16 protein-coding genes are annotated in these 18,280 nt (G+C 73.0%); 7 read left to right on the top strand and 9 right to left on the bottom strand.

Annotated features, from left to right (window positions below; translation table 11 throughout):
* Window positions 1–37: 37 nt before the first annotated feature.
* The 4 genes from ACOKGD_RS10805 to ACOKGD_RS10790 all read right to left on the bottom strand — a co-directional run bounded on the left by ACOKGD_RS10805 (window position 38) and on the right by ACOKGD_RS10790 (window position 5,796).
* Window positions 38–1,030, bottom strand: a complete 993-nt coding sequence (locus ACOKGD_RS10805) for a glycosyltransferase (RefSeq protein WP_342337326.1) — start codon at window positions 1,028–1,030, stop codon at window positions 38–40.
* A complete protein-coding gene (locus ACOKGD_RS10800) occupies window positions 1,027–2,985 on the bottom strand; it encodes a glycosyltransferase (protein ID WP_342337325.1) in 1,959 nt (652 codons plus the stop codon). The genes ACOKGD_RS10805 and ACOKGD_RS10800 overlap by 4 nt, the downstream gene beginning before the upstream one ends.
* Window positions 2,986–3,049: 64 nt before the next feature.
* On the bottom strand, window positions 3,050–4,405 hold the full coding sequence (locus ACOKGD_RS10795) for an O-antigen ligase family protein (protein ID WP_342337324.1): 1,356 nt from the start codon (window positions 4,403–4,405) through the stop codon (window positions 3,050–3,052).
* Entirely contained in the window at window positions 4,402–5,796 is a 1,395-nt protein-coding gene (locus ACOKGD_RS10790; protein ID WP_342337323.1) for an O-antigen ligase family protein, read from the bottom strand. Before ACOKGD_RS10790 ends, ACOKGD_RS10795 begins: the two co-directional genes overlap by 4 nt.
* Before the next feature lie 42 nt (window positions 5,797–5,838).
* On the opposite strand from ACOKGD_RS10790, the gene manA reads away from it, so the two are divergent.
* The 4 genes from manA to ACOKGD_RS10770 all read left to right on the top strand — a co-directional run bounded on the left by manA (window position 5,839) and on the right by ACOKGD_RS10770 (window position 11,849).
* On the top strand, window positions 5,839–7,017 hold the full coding sequence (gene manA / locus ACOKGD_RS10785; RefSeq protein WP_342337322.1) for a mannose-6-phosphate isomerase, class I: 1,179 nt from the start codon (window positions 5,839–5,841) through the stop codon (window positions 7,015–7,017).
* 143 nt (window positions 7,018–7,160) lie between these two features.
* Window positions 7,161–7,484, top strand: a complete 324-nt coding sequence (locus ACOKGD_RS10780; protein WP_342337321.1) for a WhiB family transcriptional regulator — start codon at window positions 7,161–7,163, stop codon at window positions 7,482–7,484.
* Window positions 7,485–7,614: 130 nt separating this feature from the next.
* Window positions 7,615–10,437 (top strand): glycosyltransferase, encoded by a 2,823-nt coding sequence (locus ACOKGD_RS10775; protein WP_342337320.1) that lies wholly within the window; start codon window positions 7,615–7,617, stop codon window positions 10,435–10,437.
* The gene (locus ACOKGD_RS10770) at window positions 10,434–11,849 is read left to right on the top strand and encodes a DUF5719 family protein (RefSeq protein ID WP_342337319.1); all 1,416 of its coding nucleotides are present in this window, start codon (window positions 10,434–10,436) and stop codon (window positions 11,847–11,849) included. The genes ACOKGD_RS10775 and ACOKGD_RS10770 overlap by 4 nt, the downstream gene beginning before the upstream one ends.
* A gap of 21 nt (window positions 11,850–11,870) precedes the next feature.
* On the opposite strand, the gene ACOKGD_RS10765 is transcribed toward ACOKGD_RS10770, so the two are convergent.
* Complete coding sequence (locus ACOKGD_RS10765) at window positions 11,871–12,311, bottom strand: hypothetical protein (RefSeq protein WP_342337318.1); 441 nt, start codon at window positions 12,309–12,311, stop codon at window positions 11,871–11,873.
* Between the two features lie 69 nt (window positions 12,312–12,380).
* Here ACOKGD_RS10765 and ACOKGD_RS10760 point away from each other — a divergent pair, with 69 nt between their 5' ends.
* Entirely contained in the window at window positions 12,381–12,587 is a 207-nt protein-coding gene (locus ACOKGD_RS10760; protein WP_342337317.1) for a DUF3499 family protein, read from the top strand.
* 27 nt (window positions 12,588–12,614) lie between these two features.
* On the opposite strand, the gene ACOKGD_RS10755 is transcribed toward ACOKGD_RS10760, so the two are convergent.
* Window positions 12,615–13,463, bottom strand: a complete 849-nt coding sequence (locus ACOKGD_RS10755; RefSeq protein WP_342337316.1) for an RDD family protein — start codon at window positions 13,461–13,463, stop codon at window positions 12,615–12,617.
* A 17-nt stretch (window positions 13,464–13,480) separates the two neighbouring features.
* Here ACOKGD_RS10755 and ACOKGD_RS10750 point away from each other — a divergent pair, with 17 nt between their 5' ends.
* Entirely contained in the window at window positions 13,481–14,476 is a 996-nt protein-coding gene (locus ACOKGD_RS10750) for a stage II sporulation protein M (protein WP_342337315.1), read from the top strand.
* A 22-nt stretch (window positions 14,477–14,498) separates the two neighbouring features.
* A complete protein-coding gene (locus ACOKGD_RS10745) occupies window positions 14,499–14,963 on the top strand; it encodes a heme-degrading domain-containing protein (RefSeq protein ID WP_342337314.1) in 465 nt (154 codons plus the stop codon).
* A gap of 82 nt (window positions 14,964–15,045) precedes the next feature.
* Here the strand turns inward: ACOKGD_RS10745 and aqpZ are convergent, their stop codons facing one another.
* The 3 genes from aqpZ to ACOKGD_RS10730 all read right to left on the bottom strand — a co-directional run bounded on the left by aqpZ (window position 15,046) and on the right by ACOKGD_RS10730 (window position 18,258).
* A complete protein-coding gene (aqpZ, locus tag ACOKGD_RS10740) occupies window positions 15,046–15,849 on the bottom strand; it encodes an aquaporin Z (RefSeq protein ID WP_342337313.1) in 804 nt (267 codons plus the stop codon).
* 80 nt (window positions 15,850–15,929) lie between these two features.
* Entirely contained in the window at window positions 15,930–17,264 is a 1,335-nt protein-coding gene (locus ACOKGD_RS10735) for a DUF58 domain-containing protein (protein ID WP_342337312.1), read from the bottom strand.
* A gap of 13 nt (window positions 17,265–17,277) precedes the next feature.
* Entirely contained in the window at window positions 17,278–18,258 is a 981-nt protein-coding gene (locus tag ACOKGD_RS10730; RefSeq protein ID WP_342337311.1) for an AAA family ATPase, read from the bottom strand.
* Window positions 18,259–18,280 lie beyond the last annotated feature (22 nt).

The following is an 18,280-nucleotide window of genomic DNA, read 5'->3' as shown; positions in this document are numbered from 1 at the left end:
CGGCCGAGCGGCCGGGCCTTCCGCGAGACGGCGGAGCTCAGCTCGCGTCGAGGGCGGGCATCGTCTTCCACGTCGGGTCGGCGGCGATCCGGCGACCGTCGCGGATGCCGCGGAACAGGTTGCTCGTCCCGCGCACCGTGCGCTCGACGGCGACCAGGCGGATCAGCTCCTTGACGAAGGTCAGCGCCGTGCCGAGCGTGTACCGCACGGGGCGGTAGGCGCCGTGCGCCTGGAAGTAGTGCTTCATGATGCCGCGGTTGCGCATGATGTAGTACCGGTACGCGTTGCTCGAGGCGTTCAGGTGCCGGATGCCCATGTCCCACTGCTTCAGCTCGCGCGTGCGGCGCAGGACGAACTCGTTCACGATGACCGACGTCGTGAGCCGCGAGGCGAGCCAGCCGTAGGTCTGGTCGTCCCAGTAGATGAAGAACCGCGGATCGGGCAGACCCACCTGGCGCACGATGTCGCGGTGGATGAACATGCCCTCGAAGCAACCCGAGTTCATCTCGCGGTAGCCCGAGGCGTCGAAGTCGGCGGGCGCGAAGGGGATCGGGATGCCCAGCGACGGTGAGACCCGGTACTGCCAGTAGAACTCACTGCCGTCGTAGTCGTAGCGGCGCCCCTGGATGCTCTTGAAGCGCGGCGTCCAGACGCCCATGCGGGTGAGGCCGTCCGGCATCACCTCGACGTCGTCGTCCATCAGCCAGATCCATTCGGATCCGAGCTCGTAGGCGACGCGCATGCCCTCGCTGAACCCGCCGGATCCGCCCGTGTTCTCCTCGAGACGGCGGTAGACGAGCTCGGACCCGAGGCGCGCGCGGAACGACTCGACGACCTCGGTGGTGTCGTCGGCCGAGGCGTTGTCGACGACGACGACGTGGCCCGGCTTCGGGTCCATGCGCACGATCGACTCGAGCAGGCCGCGCAGCAGATGCGAGCGGTTGTAGGTGACGATCACGATCGTCGCCGTCGCGGGATCGAACGAGGCGGGAAGCGTCGCGTCCGGGGCGGGGGCGAGGGTCTTGGTCACTTGCCGTCCCCCGTGAAGATGCCGTCCCACGTGGCCACCGAGGTGATGTGCTTGACCTGGCGGCGGTACTGCATCGCCAGTCGCGGCCAGCGGCGCCACACCTTCAGGTGCAGGCTCAGCGTCTCGACGAGCATCGAGCGGAAGCGGGCCCGGTCGCGCGTGTAGATCTGCTTGCCGGATCCGTCGGCCGAGCTCACGAGCGCGCTGTCGTAGTACGGGATGCGCCACCAGTCGGCGTCGCCCTTGGCGAACTCGACCTCGGGCATGCGCACGTTCTTCGGCTTGGGGGAGTGGAACCAGTGCAGCACCACGTGGATGGCGGTGAACGCGGCCATGGCGGCGCCGGTCGGGGCCTGGTCGAGCGCCAGGCGGTTGCCGCGGCGCTGGACGGGACGGCCCTTTCGGGAGCGCAGCACCCGCTCGGTCTCCTTGTGCACAACGGTCTCGGGGAAGCGCTGCGCGGTGGCCCGTGCCGCCGGCATCGCCGTGGCGAGGTTCTCGACCATGTGCTGGGGGCCGGACAGGATGTCGCGGAGCGCCTGCAGGCGCAGCTCGGCGGGGTAGTACTGCATCATCAGCAGGTGCTTCAGCGCCGTCTTGAGGCTCGAGAACAGGAAGGTGCCGCCGCGCGGCTTCTTCGAGTGCAGCAGCGCCGCCGCCGTCCGGTTGCGGGCGTGGAAGTAGGCCTGCCAGTCGATGGCGTCGTCCTTGCCGATCCACGACACGTGCCACAGGGCGACGCCGGGCATCGACACGGTCGGGAAGCCCGAGCGGCCGGCGCGCAGGCAGAACTCGGCGTCGTCCCACTTGATGAACGCGGGAAGCGACAGACCGACCTTGCGGATCGCCGCGGTCGGGATCAGGCACATCCACCAGCCGTTGTAGTCGGCGTCCATGCGCATGTGGAGCTTCTTGGTCTGGCGCAGGTTCGTCACACCGAAGTCGTGCGGCATCAGGCCCTCTTCGGAGAAGAGGTTGCGCCACATGAACGTCCGCTCGTCGACGACCTCGGCCCAGGCGTGCAGCTTGGGGCGGTCGAGGAGATCGAACATGTGACCGCCCACCAGGGTCGGCTTGGTCGTGTAGCGACCGAAGACGATCGAGCGGCGCAGCGACTCGGGCTCGATCCGCACGTCGTCGTCGAGCAGCTGGACGAAGTCGCTCTGCGGGCGCTTCAGCGTCTCGGACATCGCGCGGGCGAAGCCGCCGGATCCGCCGAGGTTGGGCTGGATGATCATCTGCAGCTGCTCGCCGAGCGCGTCGGAGACCTCGGAGAAGTCCGGCTGCGCGTCGACCCGGTCGGTGCCCTGGTCGACGAGGAACACGCGGTCGACGAGCTCGAGGACCTCGGGGCTCTCGGTCAGCGCGCGGAGCGTGCCCACGCAGTAGTCGGGCTTGTTGTAGGTCGTGATGCCGAGCGATGCCTTGCCGGTGCGCACCGGATCCTGCTCGGTGGTCCACTCGGCGCCCTCGAAGATCGCCTCCTGCGTGTCGGTGGCGATGTCGAACCAGATCCAGCCGCCGTCGCTGAACTGCGTCAGCGAGATGTCGAAGCTGGTCTCGCTCGTGCCGCTGACGTCGCGCGTCTCGAGACGCTGGCGCACGCCCGCGCCGTTCGAGCGGAACACGAGGATCGTGGCGTCGCCCGTGGTGCGGACCGTCAGGCGCACGTCGCGGATCGGCGTCCAGTGCTGCCAGTAGGCCGCGGGGAACGCGTTGAAGTACGCCCCGAAGGACACCCGTCGCCCCGCGACGATGCGCGCGCGGTGCCGGCCGAGGATGTTGCTCAGGCGGGCGTTGTCGGACACGCGCAGCGGCGTCTCCTCCTGGACCTTCTTGTGGTCGTCGGTCGGGGCGAGCTTCACGGTCGTCCACGCATCGGGATCGGCGTAGAGCGGCAGCAGGTCGGGGTCGCGGTCGAGGGGGAAGACCACGTTCTGGAGGACGTGAACCAAGGCGGGCTCCGAACGGTTTCAGCGTGTGTGCACCGGATCTAGGCGGCGCGGACCGCCCCCGAGCCTACCGTGCGCCCGAGAGCGGATCCTGGGACGACCCGGAGCCGTGACCGCCGGGCGCGCCCTCGGCCAGATCGCGGATGCGCTCGCGCCACGAGCGCGACTGGCCGGCGCGCACCGCGCAGACCACGAGCATCATCCAGCCGAGGCCGGTGAGCGTGAAGCTCTCGAACATCGAGTCGACCAGGAGCGCCACCAGCATCAGCGGGGTCCACGCATGCACGATCGAGCGTCTCTCGCCGGCGACCAGCCACGACCGCACGACCGCCACAACGCTCATCCCGCCGAACAGCAGCAGCCCACCCCAGCCGACCTGGATCAGCACGTCGAAGAACGAGTTCAGGGCGGAGGCATGACGGTCATCGAGGGTGAAGTTGATGACGTTGAGCGGGTAGGGTGCCGAGGCGTCGTCGCCCCGCAGCCACGGCCCGTGCCAGCCCCAGCCCTGCACGGGGCGCGGGCGCACCCAGTCGAGGATCTCGTTCCACAGATCCGCCCGGATCGAGAAGTCGCTGGCCGCGTCCAGCAGCCGGATGATCAGGTGCCGCAGGAACCAGCACACGATCAGCACCGTCGCCACGACCGCGCCGATCGCGGTGTGCGTGGTGCGCCGGTGCTCGGGTGCGGAACGGCGCACCAGCGCCAGCGCCAGGGTAGCGGCGCCCACGGCGACGGCGATCACGAGCACCGTGGGGGAGGCGGACAGCACCGCCAGCAACGCGGCGAGCGTGAGGGAGAAGATCGACAGACGCAGCGAGATCGACTGGCTGAGCCACTCGATCGTGAACGTGATGAGCGCCATCACGGCGACGAACCCGAGCATGTTGCGGGTGCCGAAGATCCCCTGGATCGGGCCGCCGAACGCGATGTCGCCCGCGACGCCGAGGAACGGGAACGGGATGTCGAGCAGGATCCCCGAGAGGATCTCGACACCGAGCGAGATCGCGAGCATCCAGCGCATCACGTCGCCGAGCGCGCGGACCGTCTGCAAGGTGTCGCGCACGTGCGCGATCACGATCGCGAGCAGGCCCCAGGCGAGCAGCTCGAACCACCCGCGCAGGGTCGAGGCCCGATCGAACGACCAGAAGGTGCTGGCGAGGGTCCAGGCGAGGAAGGCGAGGAGGCTCGTGGGGGCGAAGCGCAGCAGCGTGAGCTCGTCGCGCCGGGCGAACAGGATCGCCGCGCCCACCACGTCGAGGGCGATCACGATGGTGACGAGCGTGACCGATCCGGCCGTGCGGCCGATCAGCAGAGATGCGAAGCCGGTGCCGAGCGCGGCGAGGGTGAAGGCGCGGGCGAAGTCGGCGGACTGCAGCAGCCGGATGAGTCCGGCCGCGTGCGCGCCGCCGCCCGTGCTCATCGCGCGAGCACCTCGCGCGCGGGCAGGTCGGCGCCCACGCCGACGATCGGCGCGAGCTTCATCTTGAACGAGAGCATGACGGCCAGCGACCAGCCCCACAGCATGATCGGGCCGGACTCGGTCAGCCCCTGCACCAGCAGCAGGGCGGCGACCAGCGGGACGAGCATCGAGATGGGCGAATAGGGCCGGTTCGCGTCGAGGTCCCAGCGCGGCCGGTCGACGGCGAAGAACCAGCCCCGCCACGTCAGCGCCGCGTACACGCCGAACACCAGCACGATGCCCACCGCGCCGAGCTGCATGAACACGTCGAGCCACATGTTGTGCGCGTGGAAGACCGAGAGCCCGTGGTCGACGATCCAGCCGTCGAACGCCGGGTCCCAGGGCACCCAGGGGGACGAGAACCCGCTGCCGAGCACGGGGTGCTCCTGCGCGCGCTCCCAGACCGCGGCCCAGATCTCGTTGCGACCGGTGAGCGAGTCGTCGCGGCCGAGCATGCCCAGCGCGCGATCCCACAGCTGCCAGACGATGATCACGGCGCCGACCCCGATCCCGGAGAAGAGCAGGTAGCGGCGGCTGCGCTCGCCGGAGGTCCGGGCACGCCGCATCGTGAGCACCATGAGGAGCACCACAAGAGCCCCGACGAACGAGGCGAGCGCCGTCGCCGACCCGGAGCGGACGAACAGCAGGGCCGTCACCGTGAGCCACACGATCTGCATGGCGGCGTACGGGGGGTGCGTGGCGAGGCGGATCGAGAACACGACCAGGGCCAGCACGCAGAGGATGCCGAGGTAGTTGGCGTTGCCGACGATGCCCTGGATGCGCTCGCCGATGATCGCCTCGAACAGGTTGCCGCGCACCCAGTACAGCTGGGGGTCGACGTCGGCCGGTGCGTCGACGAAGTTCGGCAGGAGGGCCTCGCGGCGCACCAGCGCCACCCACAGCTCGATGGCCAGGGAGAGGCCCATGACCCACTTCAGCGCGACGTCGAGCGCGCGGAGGATCTCCGCCCAGCTCAGGGTGTGGGCGATGACGAGGGCCTGCACCGTGCAGCCGGCCAGCAGCGCCCAGGTCAGCAGCGTCGCGCCGGGCCACTGCGACCACAGCACCGACACCAGCGCCAAGGCGACGTACGCGAGCGCCATCCACGGCAGGCGCCGCCAGCGCAGGCCCGCCCTGCGGATGAGGGGGACCCAGAGCGCGACGGAGGCGCCCGTGGTGAAGGCGAGCACCGCGACCGCGCCGGCCTCGCCGAGCAGGTTCCACCAGAGCGAATGGGCGAACCCGGCGAACAGCACGAAGGCCGCATACGCGCGCAGAAGCTGGTGCGAGGTGGCCTCCCTCTCCGGTGCCGTCGGAGGGTTGTGAGCCGTGTACCGCGTGATCTGGGCCATCGTGAACTCAGGCTACCGGCACGAGACCAATACCCTGGTGACGTGTTGCTTCCGCTGACCAATGCCCCGCGCGACTACGCCTGGGGGTCCACGACCCTGATCGCCGCCCTCGAGGGGCGCCCCGACGCCGCAGGGCCCGAGGCCGAGATCTGGTACGGCGACCACCCGTCCGACCCCTCCGAGGTCGCCGACGGATCGGGGCTCACGCTCGACCGCTGGATCGCCGCGGAGGGCGCGGCGCACGGGATCACCGCCCGCCTGCCCTACCTCCTGAAGCTGCTGGCGGCCTCGCAGGTGCTCTCGATCCAGGTGCACCCGTCGAAGGCGCAGGCCGAGGAGGCGTTCGCCCGCGAGGCGAGCCTGCCCGAGGGCGCGCCGCGCAACTACGCGGACGACAACCACAAGCCCGAGATGATCGTGGCGCTGTCCGATCGCTTCGAGGCGTTGAGCGGCCTCCGCGAGCTCGGCGCGACGCGGCGGCTGCTGGAGGCGCTCGGGGAGGCGGCCGCGCCGCTGCGGGCGCGACTGGCGGATGACGAGGGCCTCGCGAACGCGATCGGCTGGCTGCTGTCGGGCGAGGCGCGCGATGTCGTGGCGGCGATCGAGGCCGCGCTGGCGGACGCGCAGTCGACCGAGTTCGCGGCCGAGCTCGCCAACGCGCGCCGCCTCGCGCACTGGTACCCGGGGGACCCCGGCGTGGTCGTCGCGCTGCTGATGAACTACGTGGTGCTCCGTCGCGGTGAGAGCGTGTTCCTGCGCGCCGGCATGCTGCACGCCTACGTGTCGGGCCTCGGCGTCGAGCTGATGGCCGCGAGCGACAACGTGCTGCGCGGCGGCCTCACCCCGAAGCGGATCGACGTCGACGAGCTGCTGCGCATCCTCGATCCGACGCCGGGCCCCGTGCCGGTGGTCCTGCCGGTCTGCGTCGGCGAGGACCGCGGCGTGGATGCGTTCCCGGCCGACGTGCCGGACTTCGCGCTCCTGCGCGCCCGCGTGAGCGCGGGCGGTGCCGAGGCGGTCATCCGGCCCGCGGGCCCGCTGATCGTCCTCGCCACGGCGGGCGCCGTGACGGTCGCGGGCGACGACGGGCGAGAGGTCGCGCTCACCCCCGCTCGCGCGGTGTTCGTCACCCCGGACGAGAGCCGGATCCGGATCACCGGCGACGGCGAGGCGTTCATCGCGCAGCCCGGCACACCATCGACGGATCGCGACACGCCGTAGCCGACACGCCGAGGCGCGGCAATGAAGATTCATGCCTCGGTTGAGGGTTTACGATCTGCGGCTTGAGTTTTGGGAATCACACAGGTGTAATTACTCTCACGATGTCGCGCCCGTTGGGGGCCATGAAGGAGTGGGAGAGCGAAATGACTTCATCGCAGTACCGTTCCGGGGTGCCGGACAACTGGTTCGTCGACCCGGTGAACCTGGGTGTGCCCGGTGTGCGCACGCCGCAGACCGATGAGGACAGCGCCCTCGCCTGGCAGAGCGACGCGCTGTGCGCCCAGACCGACCCCGAGGCGTTCTTCCCCGAGAAGGGCGGATCGACCCGCGACGCGAAGCGCATCTGCACCACGTGCGACGTGCGCAGCCAGTGCCTCGAGTACGCCCTGCAGAACGACGAGCGCTTCGGCATCTGGGGCGGCCTGAGCGAGCGCGAGCGCCGCAAGCTCAAGCGCGCCGCGGGCTGACGCCCCTCCCGCGCTCACGCCGAGCGCGCCGCGCTCCCGAACCCTCCCGCTCATCGAGCGCGCGAAGCGAGTCGAAACGCCCGTGACCTCCCACGGCATCGGGGAAGCGGCGCTTAGAGTCGACCGCGATATGCCCCCCGCCGTCCACGCCATCCTCGTCGCGCGCGCCACTCCCGCGGCCGCCGCCCAGCTCGAGCGCACCCTCGACGCCCTGCGCGCGCAGGAGCGTCCCGTCGACCACCTCACGGTGGTGGTGTGCGGATCGGCCGAGAAGCTGCGCACCCTGATCGACGGCTCCGGGGCGGAGGGCGCCATCGAGGCGCCCGCCACCACCTCGTTCGCCACGGCCGTGCGGATGGGTGCCGCTCGCGTCCCCGAGGGGCGCGCCGTCTGGCTGCTCGCACACGACACCCAGCCCGAGCCCGGCACGCTCGCCGCTCTCGCCGCGGCCCTGGAGCGTGCGCCGTCGGTGGCCATCGCCGCGCCGAAGCTGGTCGACGCCCAGGATCCGTCCGTCATCGTCTCGCTGGGTGTCAGCATGACCCGCTACGGGCGGACGGTGGCGCTGGCCGGGGGAGAGTACGACCAGGGCCAGCACGACGGCGACGACGACGTCCTCGGTGCCGACGTGCGCGGCATGCTGCTGCGCAGCGACGCCCGGGCCCACCTGCTGCCCGACCCGGCGCTCGCCGGTGCGGACGAGGGCCTCGACATGGGTGTCCGCGCCCGGCTCGGGGGGCGCCGCGTGGCGCTGGCCCCCGGGGCGCGCGTGCACGCGCCGGTGGCCGGCATGGCGGGCATCCCGCAGCAGCGTATGGCGCGCGCCTACGCCGTGCGCACCGCCCAGCTGCACCGCCGCCTCGCCTACGCGCCGCTGTGGGCCGTGCCGCTGCACTGGCTGTCGCTGCTGCCGCTCGCACTGTGGCGCACGTTCCTGCATCTGGTCGCCAAGGCCCCCGCGCGGGTACCTGCCGAGTGGGGCGCCGCCGTCACGGTGATGGTGCGGCTGTCGGCGATCGTGCGCTCCCGCCGCGCGATCCGGGCCTTCCGCACGGGCTCGTGGGCGCAGATCACCCCGCTGCGGGCCACCCCGGCGCAGCTGCGAGAGCATCAGGATCCGGACGGGGGCGAGCCCGTCGTCCGGCGCGAGCTGCGGTTCTTCGGGGGCGGAGGCGCCTGGGCAGTGCTCGCCGCGCTCGTGGTCTCGGTCGTCGCCTTCCTGCCCCTGCTGGCCTGGCCCGTGCTCGGCGGCGGCGCCCTGCTGCCCCTGCGCGACGCCGTCGCGGGCCTGTGGGCCGACGCCGCCTTCGGGGCGCGTGCCACCGGCCTGGGGGACGTCGGGCCCGCGGACCCCTTCGCCGGGGTCGTCGCCCTCCTCGGATCCCTCTCGCCCGCCCGCCCGTCCTTCGCTCTTGTGGCGCTGTGGGTCCTCGCGCTGCCGCTCGCCGTGCTCGGCGGCTGGTTCGCCGCCACCCGCGTGTCCGACCGCTCCGGCGTGCGCGCCGCGGCGGCCGTTGTGTGGGCGCTGGCGCCGAGCTTCCTCGCCGCCCTGATCGAGGGCCGCCCCGCCGCGGTGCTGCTGCACCTGCTGCTGCCCTGGCTGTTCTTCACCGCCTCGGTGGCGCACCGCTCGTGGGGCGCGTCGGGTGCGGCGTCGATCCTGCTGCTGGGTGTGCTCGCCTGCGCGCCGTCTCTCGCCCCCGCCGTTGTGGTGCTCTGGGCGCTCGGCCTGCTGCTGGCGATCGCGTTCCAGATCCGCCGCGGGCTGGCGCGGGTGCTGTGGCTGATCGTGCCGAGCGCGGTGTTCGCCGTGCCGCTCGTGCAGGCCCAGCTGACGCGCGGCACCCCCTGGGGCCTGCTGGCCGACCCGGGGCACCCGTGGGCCGGCAGCGCCACCGACCCGCTGCTGCTCGCCTTCGGCTTCCCGACCGCCGACCCGGCGGGCTGGGGATCGGCCCTCGCCTGGATGGGGGCCGCCGACGCGAGCACCCTCTGGGTGCCGTTCCTGCTGATCCCGCTCGCCGTGCTCGCACTGGCGGCGCCGCTCACGCCCCGCTGGCGCGTGGGAATCGCGGGCGTCGTCATCGCCACCGTCGGGCTGGTGGCCGCGCACCTCGTCTCGGTCGTGCAGGTCGCCACCGACGCCGCCACCGCCGTCCCGGTCTGGACCGGGACGAGCCTCAGCCTCGCGTGGCTCGGCGTCGTCGCGGCCGCCGCGGTCACCCTCGACGCGGGCATCCCGCGGCGCGGGCTCGCCCGGCTCGCGGGCCTTCTCGCCGCCGCCTGCATCGTCGCGCTCTCCGTCCCCTCGCTGACCTCCCTCGCGCGCGGCGATGCCGTGCTCGCCAACGGCCCGGCCTCGACGCTGCCCGCCTACGTCACCGCCCGCGCGGCCGACGAGGACGACCTCGGCACGCTCGTCCTCACGGCGCAGCCCGACGGCGGCGTGGCGACGCGCCTCGTCTGGGGCGCCAGCGAGACGCTGGGCGGCCAGTCGACCCTGCAGAACACGGACCCGGTGGTGGGTGACGACGACCGCGCACTCGCCGAGATCTCGAGCGACCTCGTCAGCGCCAGCTCAGGCCAGGTGCAGTCTCTGCTGAGCGAGGCCGGGGTGCGCTTCGTGCTGCTGACCGCCGGCGCGTCGGGGCCGGGCGAGACGGACGCCGCCCGCACCCGCCGCCTCGATGCGATCACCGCGATCGACCAGCGACCCGGATTCGTCCGCGTCGGAGAGACGGCCAAGGGTGTGCTGTGGCGTCTCGACGCCGATCCGCAGCCCCGTCCCGGGCTCGACGACCGCCAGCAGGCCACTGCCCGCTGGATCCTGACCACCCAGGCCCTCGCGCTGCTGGTGGCGCTGCTGCTGGCTGTCCCGACGTTCGCGTCGCGGCGCGCGGCGCGCCGGATGCCGCGCGTCGTCGGCCGCGGCTACGAGGGGGCGGACGCATGAGCGCCGATCGCGTGAAGAGGCCGTCGCGCTTCCCGGCCGGGCTCGGGGCCCGCCTGATCCTCGGCTCCGTGACGGCGATCGGCGCCGTGGCGGCCGTGACCGCCGCGGCCGCCCTGCCATGGCCCGGTGTCTCGACTCCGCCGGTCGCACTCGATGTCACGCCCGCGCCCGCCGAGACCGTCCTGGCCTGCGACGGGCCCCTGCTCGCCCTCGGGCGGGATCCGCAGAACGCCCAGGCGCTGACCGTCGCCGCCCCGAGCACCGTCACCAGCGGCAACGACCAGGGCGACGCGCCCGCCTCCGACGCCCTCGCCCAGCCGACGGTGGAGGGCGAGGCGGCGGCCTCGCGCTTCGTTCAGCTGCCCGACGGCAAGGAGCCGGTCTCGGCCGCCGCGGCGTCCTCGGTGTCGGTGTCGGACGTCGACCTCTCGGGCTTCGCCGCCTCCGCGTGCCGCGCCCCGCAGATGGAGTCGTGGATCGTGGGCGGCGACACCGAGACCGGCACCACCGGGATCCTGCTCGTCGCCAACCCGGGCGACGTCGATGCCACCGTGCAGATCACCGTCTACGGCGTGAGCGGCCCCACGACCCCTCCGGGCGCGGAGGCCGTGGCGATCCCGCCGCGCACGCAGGTCGCGCTGCCGATCGCCGGTCTCGCCGGTGGCGAGGCGAGCCCCGTGCTGCGCATCACCGCCACGGGAGCGCCCGTGCGGGCGACCCTGCAGTCGAGCTTGATCCGCACGCTCGATCCGGGCGGTATCGACCTGCAGTCGGCCGTGCGCCCCGCCACCACCCAGATCATCCCGGGACTCCGGGTCGTGGGCGCCGCCGCGACGACCGAGGGCGCCACGACCATCGTGCGTCTGCTGTCCGAGCAGGACGCCGCGGTCACCATCACCGTCAGCGAGGCGGGTTCGGGCGGTGCGCCCGCGCGGGAGCCCGAGACGGTCCAGGCCGTCGCGGGCAGCCCGCTCGAGGTGGATCTCGGCGGCCTCGTCGCCGGCGACTACACGGTGACCGTCCAGAGCGATGCCCCTGTGGTCGCCGCCGTCTGGCAGACGACCGGCTTCGGCAAGGGCGCCGACTTCGCCTGGCACACCGCCGCCCCGGCCGTCGCCCAGCGGACCCTGTTCGCCGTCCCGAAGGGGTCGGACGCCGCGCTGAGCATCGCGAATCCGTCGGACGAGACCGTGACCGTGACCATCGCCCGGGTCGATGGCACGCCGAAGGACATCGTGATCCCCGCCGGAGAGACGGTGACCCGGCCCCTGACCCCGCGCACGGTCTACATCGTCGACCCGGGCGGGGCCGCCGTGCACGCGGCCGTCGGGTTCGCCTCACCGTCGGCCGTGGCGTCGTTCGCGCTCTGGCCGGACGCCGCGCGCCCGCGCCCGGTGGTCGTCTACCCGTAGCCGGCCGCGCGGGGAGCCGGGTCAGAAGAAGCGGAAGCGGTCCGGGCCGAGATCCCAGGGGTCGCGGCCGAGGTAGTCGGCGGCGGCACGGAAGACCTCGCCCTCGATCATCATGCGGCGCTGCGTCTCCTCGACGCGGTGCAGGCGGTTCAGGCGCTCGATCGGGATCCGATACAGGATGATCCGGCGCGCCTCGCGATCGAGCGTCCAGCGCGGGATGCCCTCCTCGTCCGCCTCGCGGGGGAGTCGCCCGATCTCGAAGCTCACATCCCGGAGCTCGGGCCACGCGCCGCGCAGGTACTCGGCGGCACCGCCCACGGCCACCTCGAAGCGCTCGATGCGCGTGTCGATGGGCGGCAGCGGCGGGCGCACGACCGGGCTCCGGCCGACGCGCCCATGACGCCCGTGCCGCGCCGCGCCACTGCGCGGGGCCGAGCGTCGAGACCGTCCGAACAGCGCCATGTGCCCAGCCTACGCAGGATCCGGCGAGGCGCCGAAGCGGCCGGACATCCGCGACGTAGGGTGAACGCGATGCGTGAACGACAGTGCTCGAAGGTGGGTTGCGCCCGTGAGGCCGTGACCACGCTGACCTACGACTACCGCGACCAGATGGCGGCCGTCGGGCCCCTCGGCGCCGCCAACGACCCGCATGCCCACGACCTCTGCCTGATCCACACCGACCGCCTGTCGGTGCCGCAGGGCTGGACGGTCGTCCGCCACGAGAGCCTGCTCTCCTAGCGCCCGGCGCCGCTGAAGCGGCGAGCGTCAGCGCGCGAGCCGCGAGACCCGCTCGGCCCGCGCCGTGAGGGCGTGCAGCTCGCGTCCCCGGCGGACGGCGACCACCGCGAACAGCAGCGTCTCGGGGTCGACCCCGGGCACGGGAGAGACGAACGGGCGCGTCTCGGCGGCGAGCTCGTGGGCGAGGCGCGCGCGGGCGGCGGGGTGCATGGACGCCGCACCCGCGGCGAACTGGGCCACGCGCCGGGCGAGGCGGTCGGGCAGCCTCCCGACGTCCGCGATGGCGGCCCACGCCTCGAGCCCGGCCGGAAGCGCGATCTCGCGCTGCACCAGGGGCGGGGTGCGGGTGCGCTCGGCGTAGGTGCCCGCGACCAGGTCGCCGAGGCGCTGGGATCGGGGGGTGAACACCCCGACGAGGACCGCGAGGCCGCCGAGCGTGCTCCAGATCTCGAGCACCCCGATGACGGCGCGGATGAACGCGTGCCGGAACGAGATCGCGCCGCCGTCGATCCGGACGATCCGCGCGCCGACGGCGAGCTTGCCGAGGCTGCGCCCGCGGGTGACGGTCTCGACCGTCGTGGGGACGACCACCGTCATCGTCACCGCGAGCACGATGGATAGGATCTGCGCCACGTTCTGGGGCAGGATCCCGTCGTTGACGAGGCTGGTGAGCCCGACGACCAGCAGCACGTAGACGACCACCGTGACGAGCATGTCGATCGCGGCGCCGGCCACCCTCAGGATGAGCCCCACGGGCTGGACGTCGAGGGCGACGGCCTCGCCCGTGAGCACCTCGTCCTGCTGGACGACCACCGCACGCGACCGGGCGTCGAGGCCGCGGGCCTGCGGGATCCCGGGGCCGGGGCCTGTCGTCATGCGTACAGTTAAGCACTGTGGACCTCGACGCTCTCACGACCGCCCGGCGGGCGGAATGGGCGCGCCTGGACGAGCTCTCGCAGCGTCGCCGCCTCACGGGCGACGAGGTCGACGAGCTCGTCGCGCGCTACCAGGCGGCGTCGGCGGACCTGGCCGACATCAAGACGTCGGCGGGCCGCACGCCCCAGGGCGATCACGTCTCGACGATCCTCTCGCGGGCGCGCCTCGCGCTGACCGGGGCCTCGGACAACGTGCTGCGGCAGCTGCCGCGGTTCTTCCTGCACCAGCTGCCGGCGGCCCTGTATCGGATCCGCTGGACCACCCTCGCCGTCGCGCTCGCGTTCCTCGCCGTGGTGGCGCTCTCCGGATCCTGGATCGCCTCGGATCCCTCCCTGGTCGCCGCGCTCGGGTACGAGGAGATGCTGCGGCAGTACGCCGAGCAGGACTTCACCGAGTACTACACGGAGAACCCGGCGGCCGTCTTCGCCGGCATGGTGTGGACGAACAACGCGTGGATCGCGGCCCAGGCGGTGCTGTTCGGCGTCACGGGCATCTTCCCCGTGTACGTGCTGATGCAGAACGCCATCGGGCTCGGCACCGCCGCCGCCGTCATGACCGCCCACGATCGGCTCGACGTGATGGCGCTGTACATCCTGCCCCACGGCATGCTCGAGATGACGTGCATCTTCGTGGCCGCCGCAGCGGGGCTCCACACCTTCTGGGCGTGGGTGGCGCCCGGGGCCCGCACCCGGGGCGCGGCGCTCGCCGCCGAGGGACGGGCACTGGCCACGGTCGCGATCGGGTTGGTGTTCGCGCTCGCGATCGCCGGCGCCGTCGAGGGCTTCGTCACCGGCCAGCCGTGGCCCTGGTGGCTGAAGATCGGCATCGGCGCCCTGGCGCTGGGCGTCCTGCTGTTCTGGATGCTGGTCCTCGGGCGCCGTGCCGCCCGCGCGGGCGAGACCGGCGACCTCACCGAGTACGAGGCAGGCACCCCCACACTCGTCGCCGGCTGACGGCGGATGGGATGCTGGGGGCATGACCCGCGACGACGCAGCCCTGATCGAACGCCTCGAGGCCGAGGAGCGTGAGCTCGTCCTGCCCAAGTTCGACTACGACGACGCCTGGACCCTCGGCAGCACGATCGTGCGCCTGGCGGCCGAGCGCGACCTGGCCATCGCGGTGGACATCCGCAAGGGCCAGCAGCAGGTGTTCCACGCCGCGCGCGAGGGCAGCAACATCGACATGTCCGAGTGGATCGCGCGGAAGATCCGGACGGTGGTCCGCTTCGGGGCCTCGTCGTACCTGATCGGGCGTCGCTTCGGCGGGGAGTTCAACGCGGCGACCACGCTGCCCTTCACCGAGTACGTGGCGCACGGCGGCGCGTTCCCGATCCGGGTGGCGGGCGTCGGCATCGTCGGCGTGGTCACGGTGTCGGGCCTGCCGGAGCAGGACGACCACGCGCTCGCGGTCGAGGGGCTGCGCGCGCTGCTCGGCGCCTGACCACGCGGAGAACCGGAACGGCCCGGACCCCCGCGGCATGATGCCGCGGGGGTCCGGGCCGTCTCGTGTGCGGCCGGCGGGGTCAGCGGCCGATCGGCGCTCCCGTGCGGGTGACGTCGAACAGCGACTTGTAGGCGAAACCGGCGATCAGCGCGCCCACGATGGGGAACACGATGAACACCCACAGCTGCGCGAGCGCGTCGCCTCCGCCGTAGATCGCGGCGGCGATCGACCGCGCCGGGTTCACCGAGGTGTTGTCGACGGGGATGCTGATGAAGTGGATCAGCGCCAGCGTGAGGCCGATGGCGAGACCGGCGAACGGCGTGCCGCGCGTGGGGTGCGTGACGCCCAGGATCACCAGCAGGAACAGGCCGGTGAGCAGCACCTCGGCGATCATGGCGGCGACCATGCCGAAGCCGGCCGGCGAGTGGGCGTCGAACCCGTTGCTGGCGAAGCCCGCGTCCTGGGCCGTGGTGAGCCAGTTGGCCGGGCCGAAGAGGCCGATCAGCACCAGCAGGGTCGTGGCGATCGCGCCGCCGACGATCTGGGCGATGATGTAGCCCGTCGCCTCGCGCCACGGGAAGCGGCCCGCGGCGGCCAGGCCGAGGGTGACGGCGGGGTTGAAGTGGCCGCCGGAGACGGGGCCGAAGGCGTACGCGCCGACGACGACCGTGAGGCCGAAGGCCAGCGCCACCGCGGTGTAGACCGCGGCGGGGGTGTCGGTGAAGTGGTTGGAGGCGAACACCGCGGTTCCCACGCCGCCGAGAACCAGCAGCAGGGTTCCGAAGACCTCGGCCACGAGCTTCGCGCTGGTGGCGGGGGCGGACGGCGGGGTGTGGGCGAGCTCCGTCGGCTCGACGGGCCTCTCGGGCTTCGGATCGGACATGATCGTTCCTCTCGTCGGGGTCTCCCTCTCCCGCATGCTGACAGGAGGCTGAGAGCGGTGCAAGGAAGGCGCGCCGCGGATCAGAGTCGCCCGGCGGCCTTGAGGGCGAGGTAGCGGTCGGCGATCCGCGGGGGCAGGTCGTCCGGGGAGGCGGCCAGGGCCTCGGCCCCGGCGCGCGTGATGGCGCGCGCCACGGCGGACGCGGTGCCGAGCGCGGCCTCCGCGGCGGCGGCGCGGTAGAGGTCGTCGACGGATCCCTCCGCGCGGGCGGTGCGCTCGAGGTCGGCATCCGTGGCCGTGCCGACCAGCACGACGGTGCCCGCGCGCACGGTCTGCGGCAGGGTGCCGAGGAAGCCGCGCGCCGCGTCCGGCGCCTCCTGCGCGGTGAGCACCACGAGGAGCGACGGATGGCCGGCGAGCGCGCGGGCCTGGGCGAAGGCGGCCTCCCAGTCGGTGTCGATGAGCTGCGCCTCGACCGGGGTGAGGGCGTCCACAAGCGCCGGCAGCAGGTGCGACCCCTCGACGCCGGTGACGCGGGCGCGCAGGGCGCGGTCGAACGCGACGAGGTGCACGTGGTCGCCCGCCCGCTCCGCGAGAGCGGCGAGCAGCAGCGCGGCCTCGAACGCGGCGTCCAGGCGCGTCCCGTCGCCCACCCGCGTGGCGGCGGTGCGGCCGGTGTCGATGACGATCACGACGTGACGGTCCCGCTCGGGGCGCCACGTCCGCAGCATCGTGCTGCCCGCGCGGGCGGTCGCGCGCCAGTCGATCGAACGCACGTCGTCGCCGCGCACGTACAGCCGCAGAGAGTCGAACTCGGTGCCCTGGCCGCGCACCTGCACGCTTGTGTTGCCGTCGAGCTCGCGCAGGCGCGCGACCCGCGACGGCAGGTGCCGGCGCGCGTGGAACGGGGGAAGCACGCGGATCGCTCCCGGGGCGTCCATCCGCCGCTGCACGCCCGCGAGGCCCAGGGGGCCGGACGAGCGGATGATCGCGAACTCGGTGCGCAGCTCGCCCCGGCGACGGGGGAGGAGCGCGAGGGAGGCCGTGCGCGCCTCACGCGGCGGGATGTCGAGCCGCAGGCGCGCCGGGGGAGCGCCGGCCGTGGGCTGCCAGGCGTCCCGCAGCGTCGCGCGGATGCGCCGCTCGCCGCGATTGACGACGCGGAGCCTCAGCTCGGCGGCCTCGCCCAGGCGCACGCGCGCGTGCCCGCCGGATCCGACCCGCCCCGGGTAGGTGCGCTCCAGCGCGAGCGCGCGCGGATCCGGTGCCGCGATCACGTCGACCGCGACCAGCGCGGCGCACAGCAGCAGCCACGCGGCCACAACGAGCCACGCGTTCACGCCCACGGCGCTCAGCGGCACGAGGGGGATCACGCCGGCGGCGATCAGCCACGGCACCAGCCCGGTCAGGTACATGCGCGGAGCCCGCTCAGAGCGGAACGGGCGTCTGCTGGAGCACGGAGTTCAGCACCGCGTCGACCGAGACGCCCTCGATCTCGGCATCGGGGCGCAGCCGGATCCGGTGCCGCCAGACGGGAACGAGCATCGCCTGCACGTGGTCGGGCGTGATGGCCGGGTAGCCGCCCAGCCACGCCCAGGCCTTGGCGGCGGCGAGCAGCGCCGTCGAGGCGCGCGGGCTCGCGCCGAGCTGCACCGACGGGCTCTGGCGGGTGGCGCGGGCGAGGTCGACGACGTACGCGAGCACCTCGTCGGTGACCGTGACCTGGGTGGCCGAGGCCTGAGCCGCGCGGATCTCCTCGGCGCTCACGACCGGCACGATGCCGCCGAGCTCACGCGGGGTGAAGCCGTCGGCGTGACGGCGCAGCACCGACACCTCGGCCTCGCGCGGGGGCAGGTCGATCACGAGCTTCAGCAGGAAGCGGTCCAGCTGCGCCTCGGGCAGTGTGTACGTGCCCTCGTGCTCGACCGGGTTCTGGGTCGCGCAGACCAGGAAGGGGTCCGGCAGCGCGCGGGTGACGCCGTCGGCCGAGACCTGGCGCTCCTCCATGGCCTCGAGGAGGGCGGCCTGCGTCTTGGGCGGTGTGCGGTTGATCTCGTCCGCGAGCACGATGTTCGTGAACACCGGACCCTCGCGGAACTCGAACTCGCCCGCCTTCGCGTCGTAGATGAGGGATCCGGAGACATCGCCGGGCATGAGGTCGGGGGTGAACTGGATCCGCTTCGTGTCCAGCCCCAGGGCACGGCTGAAGCTGCGCACCAGCAGGGTCTTGGCGACACCCGGGACGCCCTCCAGCAGCACGTGGCCGCGCGCCAGCACCGCGATCAGCAGCCCCGTGACGGCGCCGTCCTGGCCGACGACGGCCTTGCCGACCTCGAGACGCACGCGGTGCATCGCCTGACGGAGCGCGTCGGCGGACGCCGGGGCGGCCTGCGGGGTGGGGTTGTCCATGCGGATTCCTCTCGGGTACGGC

It is taken from the genome of Microbacterium phosphatis, assembly GCF_049177115.1.
In the GTDB taxonomy this organism is placed as follows: domain Bacteria; phylum Actinomycetota; class Actinomycetes; order Actinomycetales; family Microbacteriaceae; genus Microbacterium; species Microbacterium phosphatis.
The sequence above is the reverse complement of the archived record's forward strand: the minus strand, read 5'-3'. Positions and strand labels throughout refer to the sequence as shown.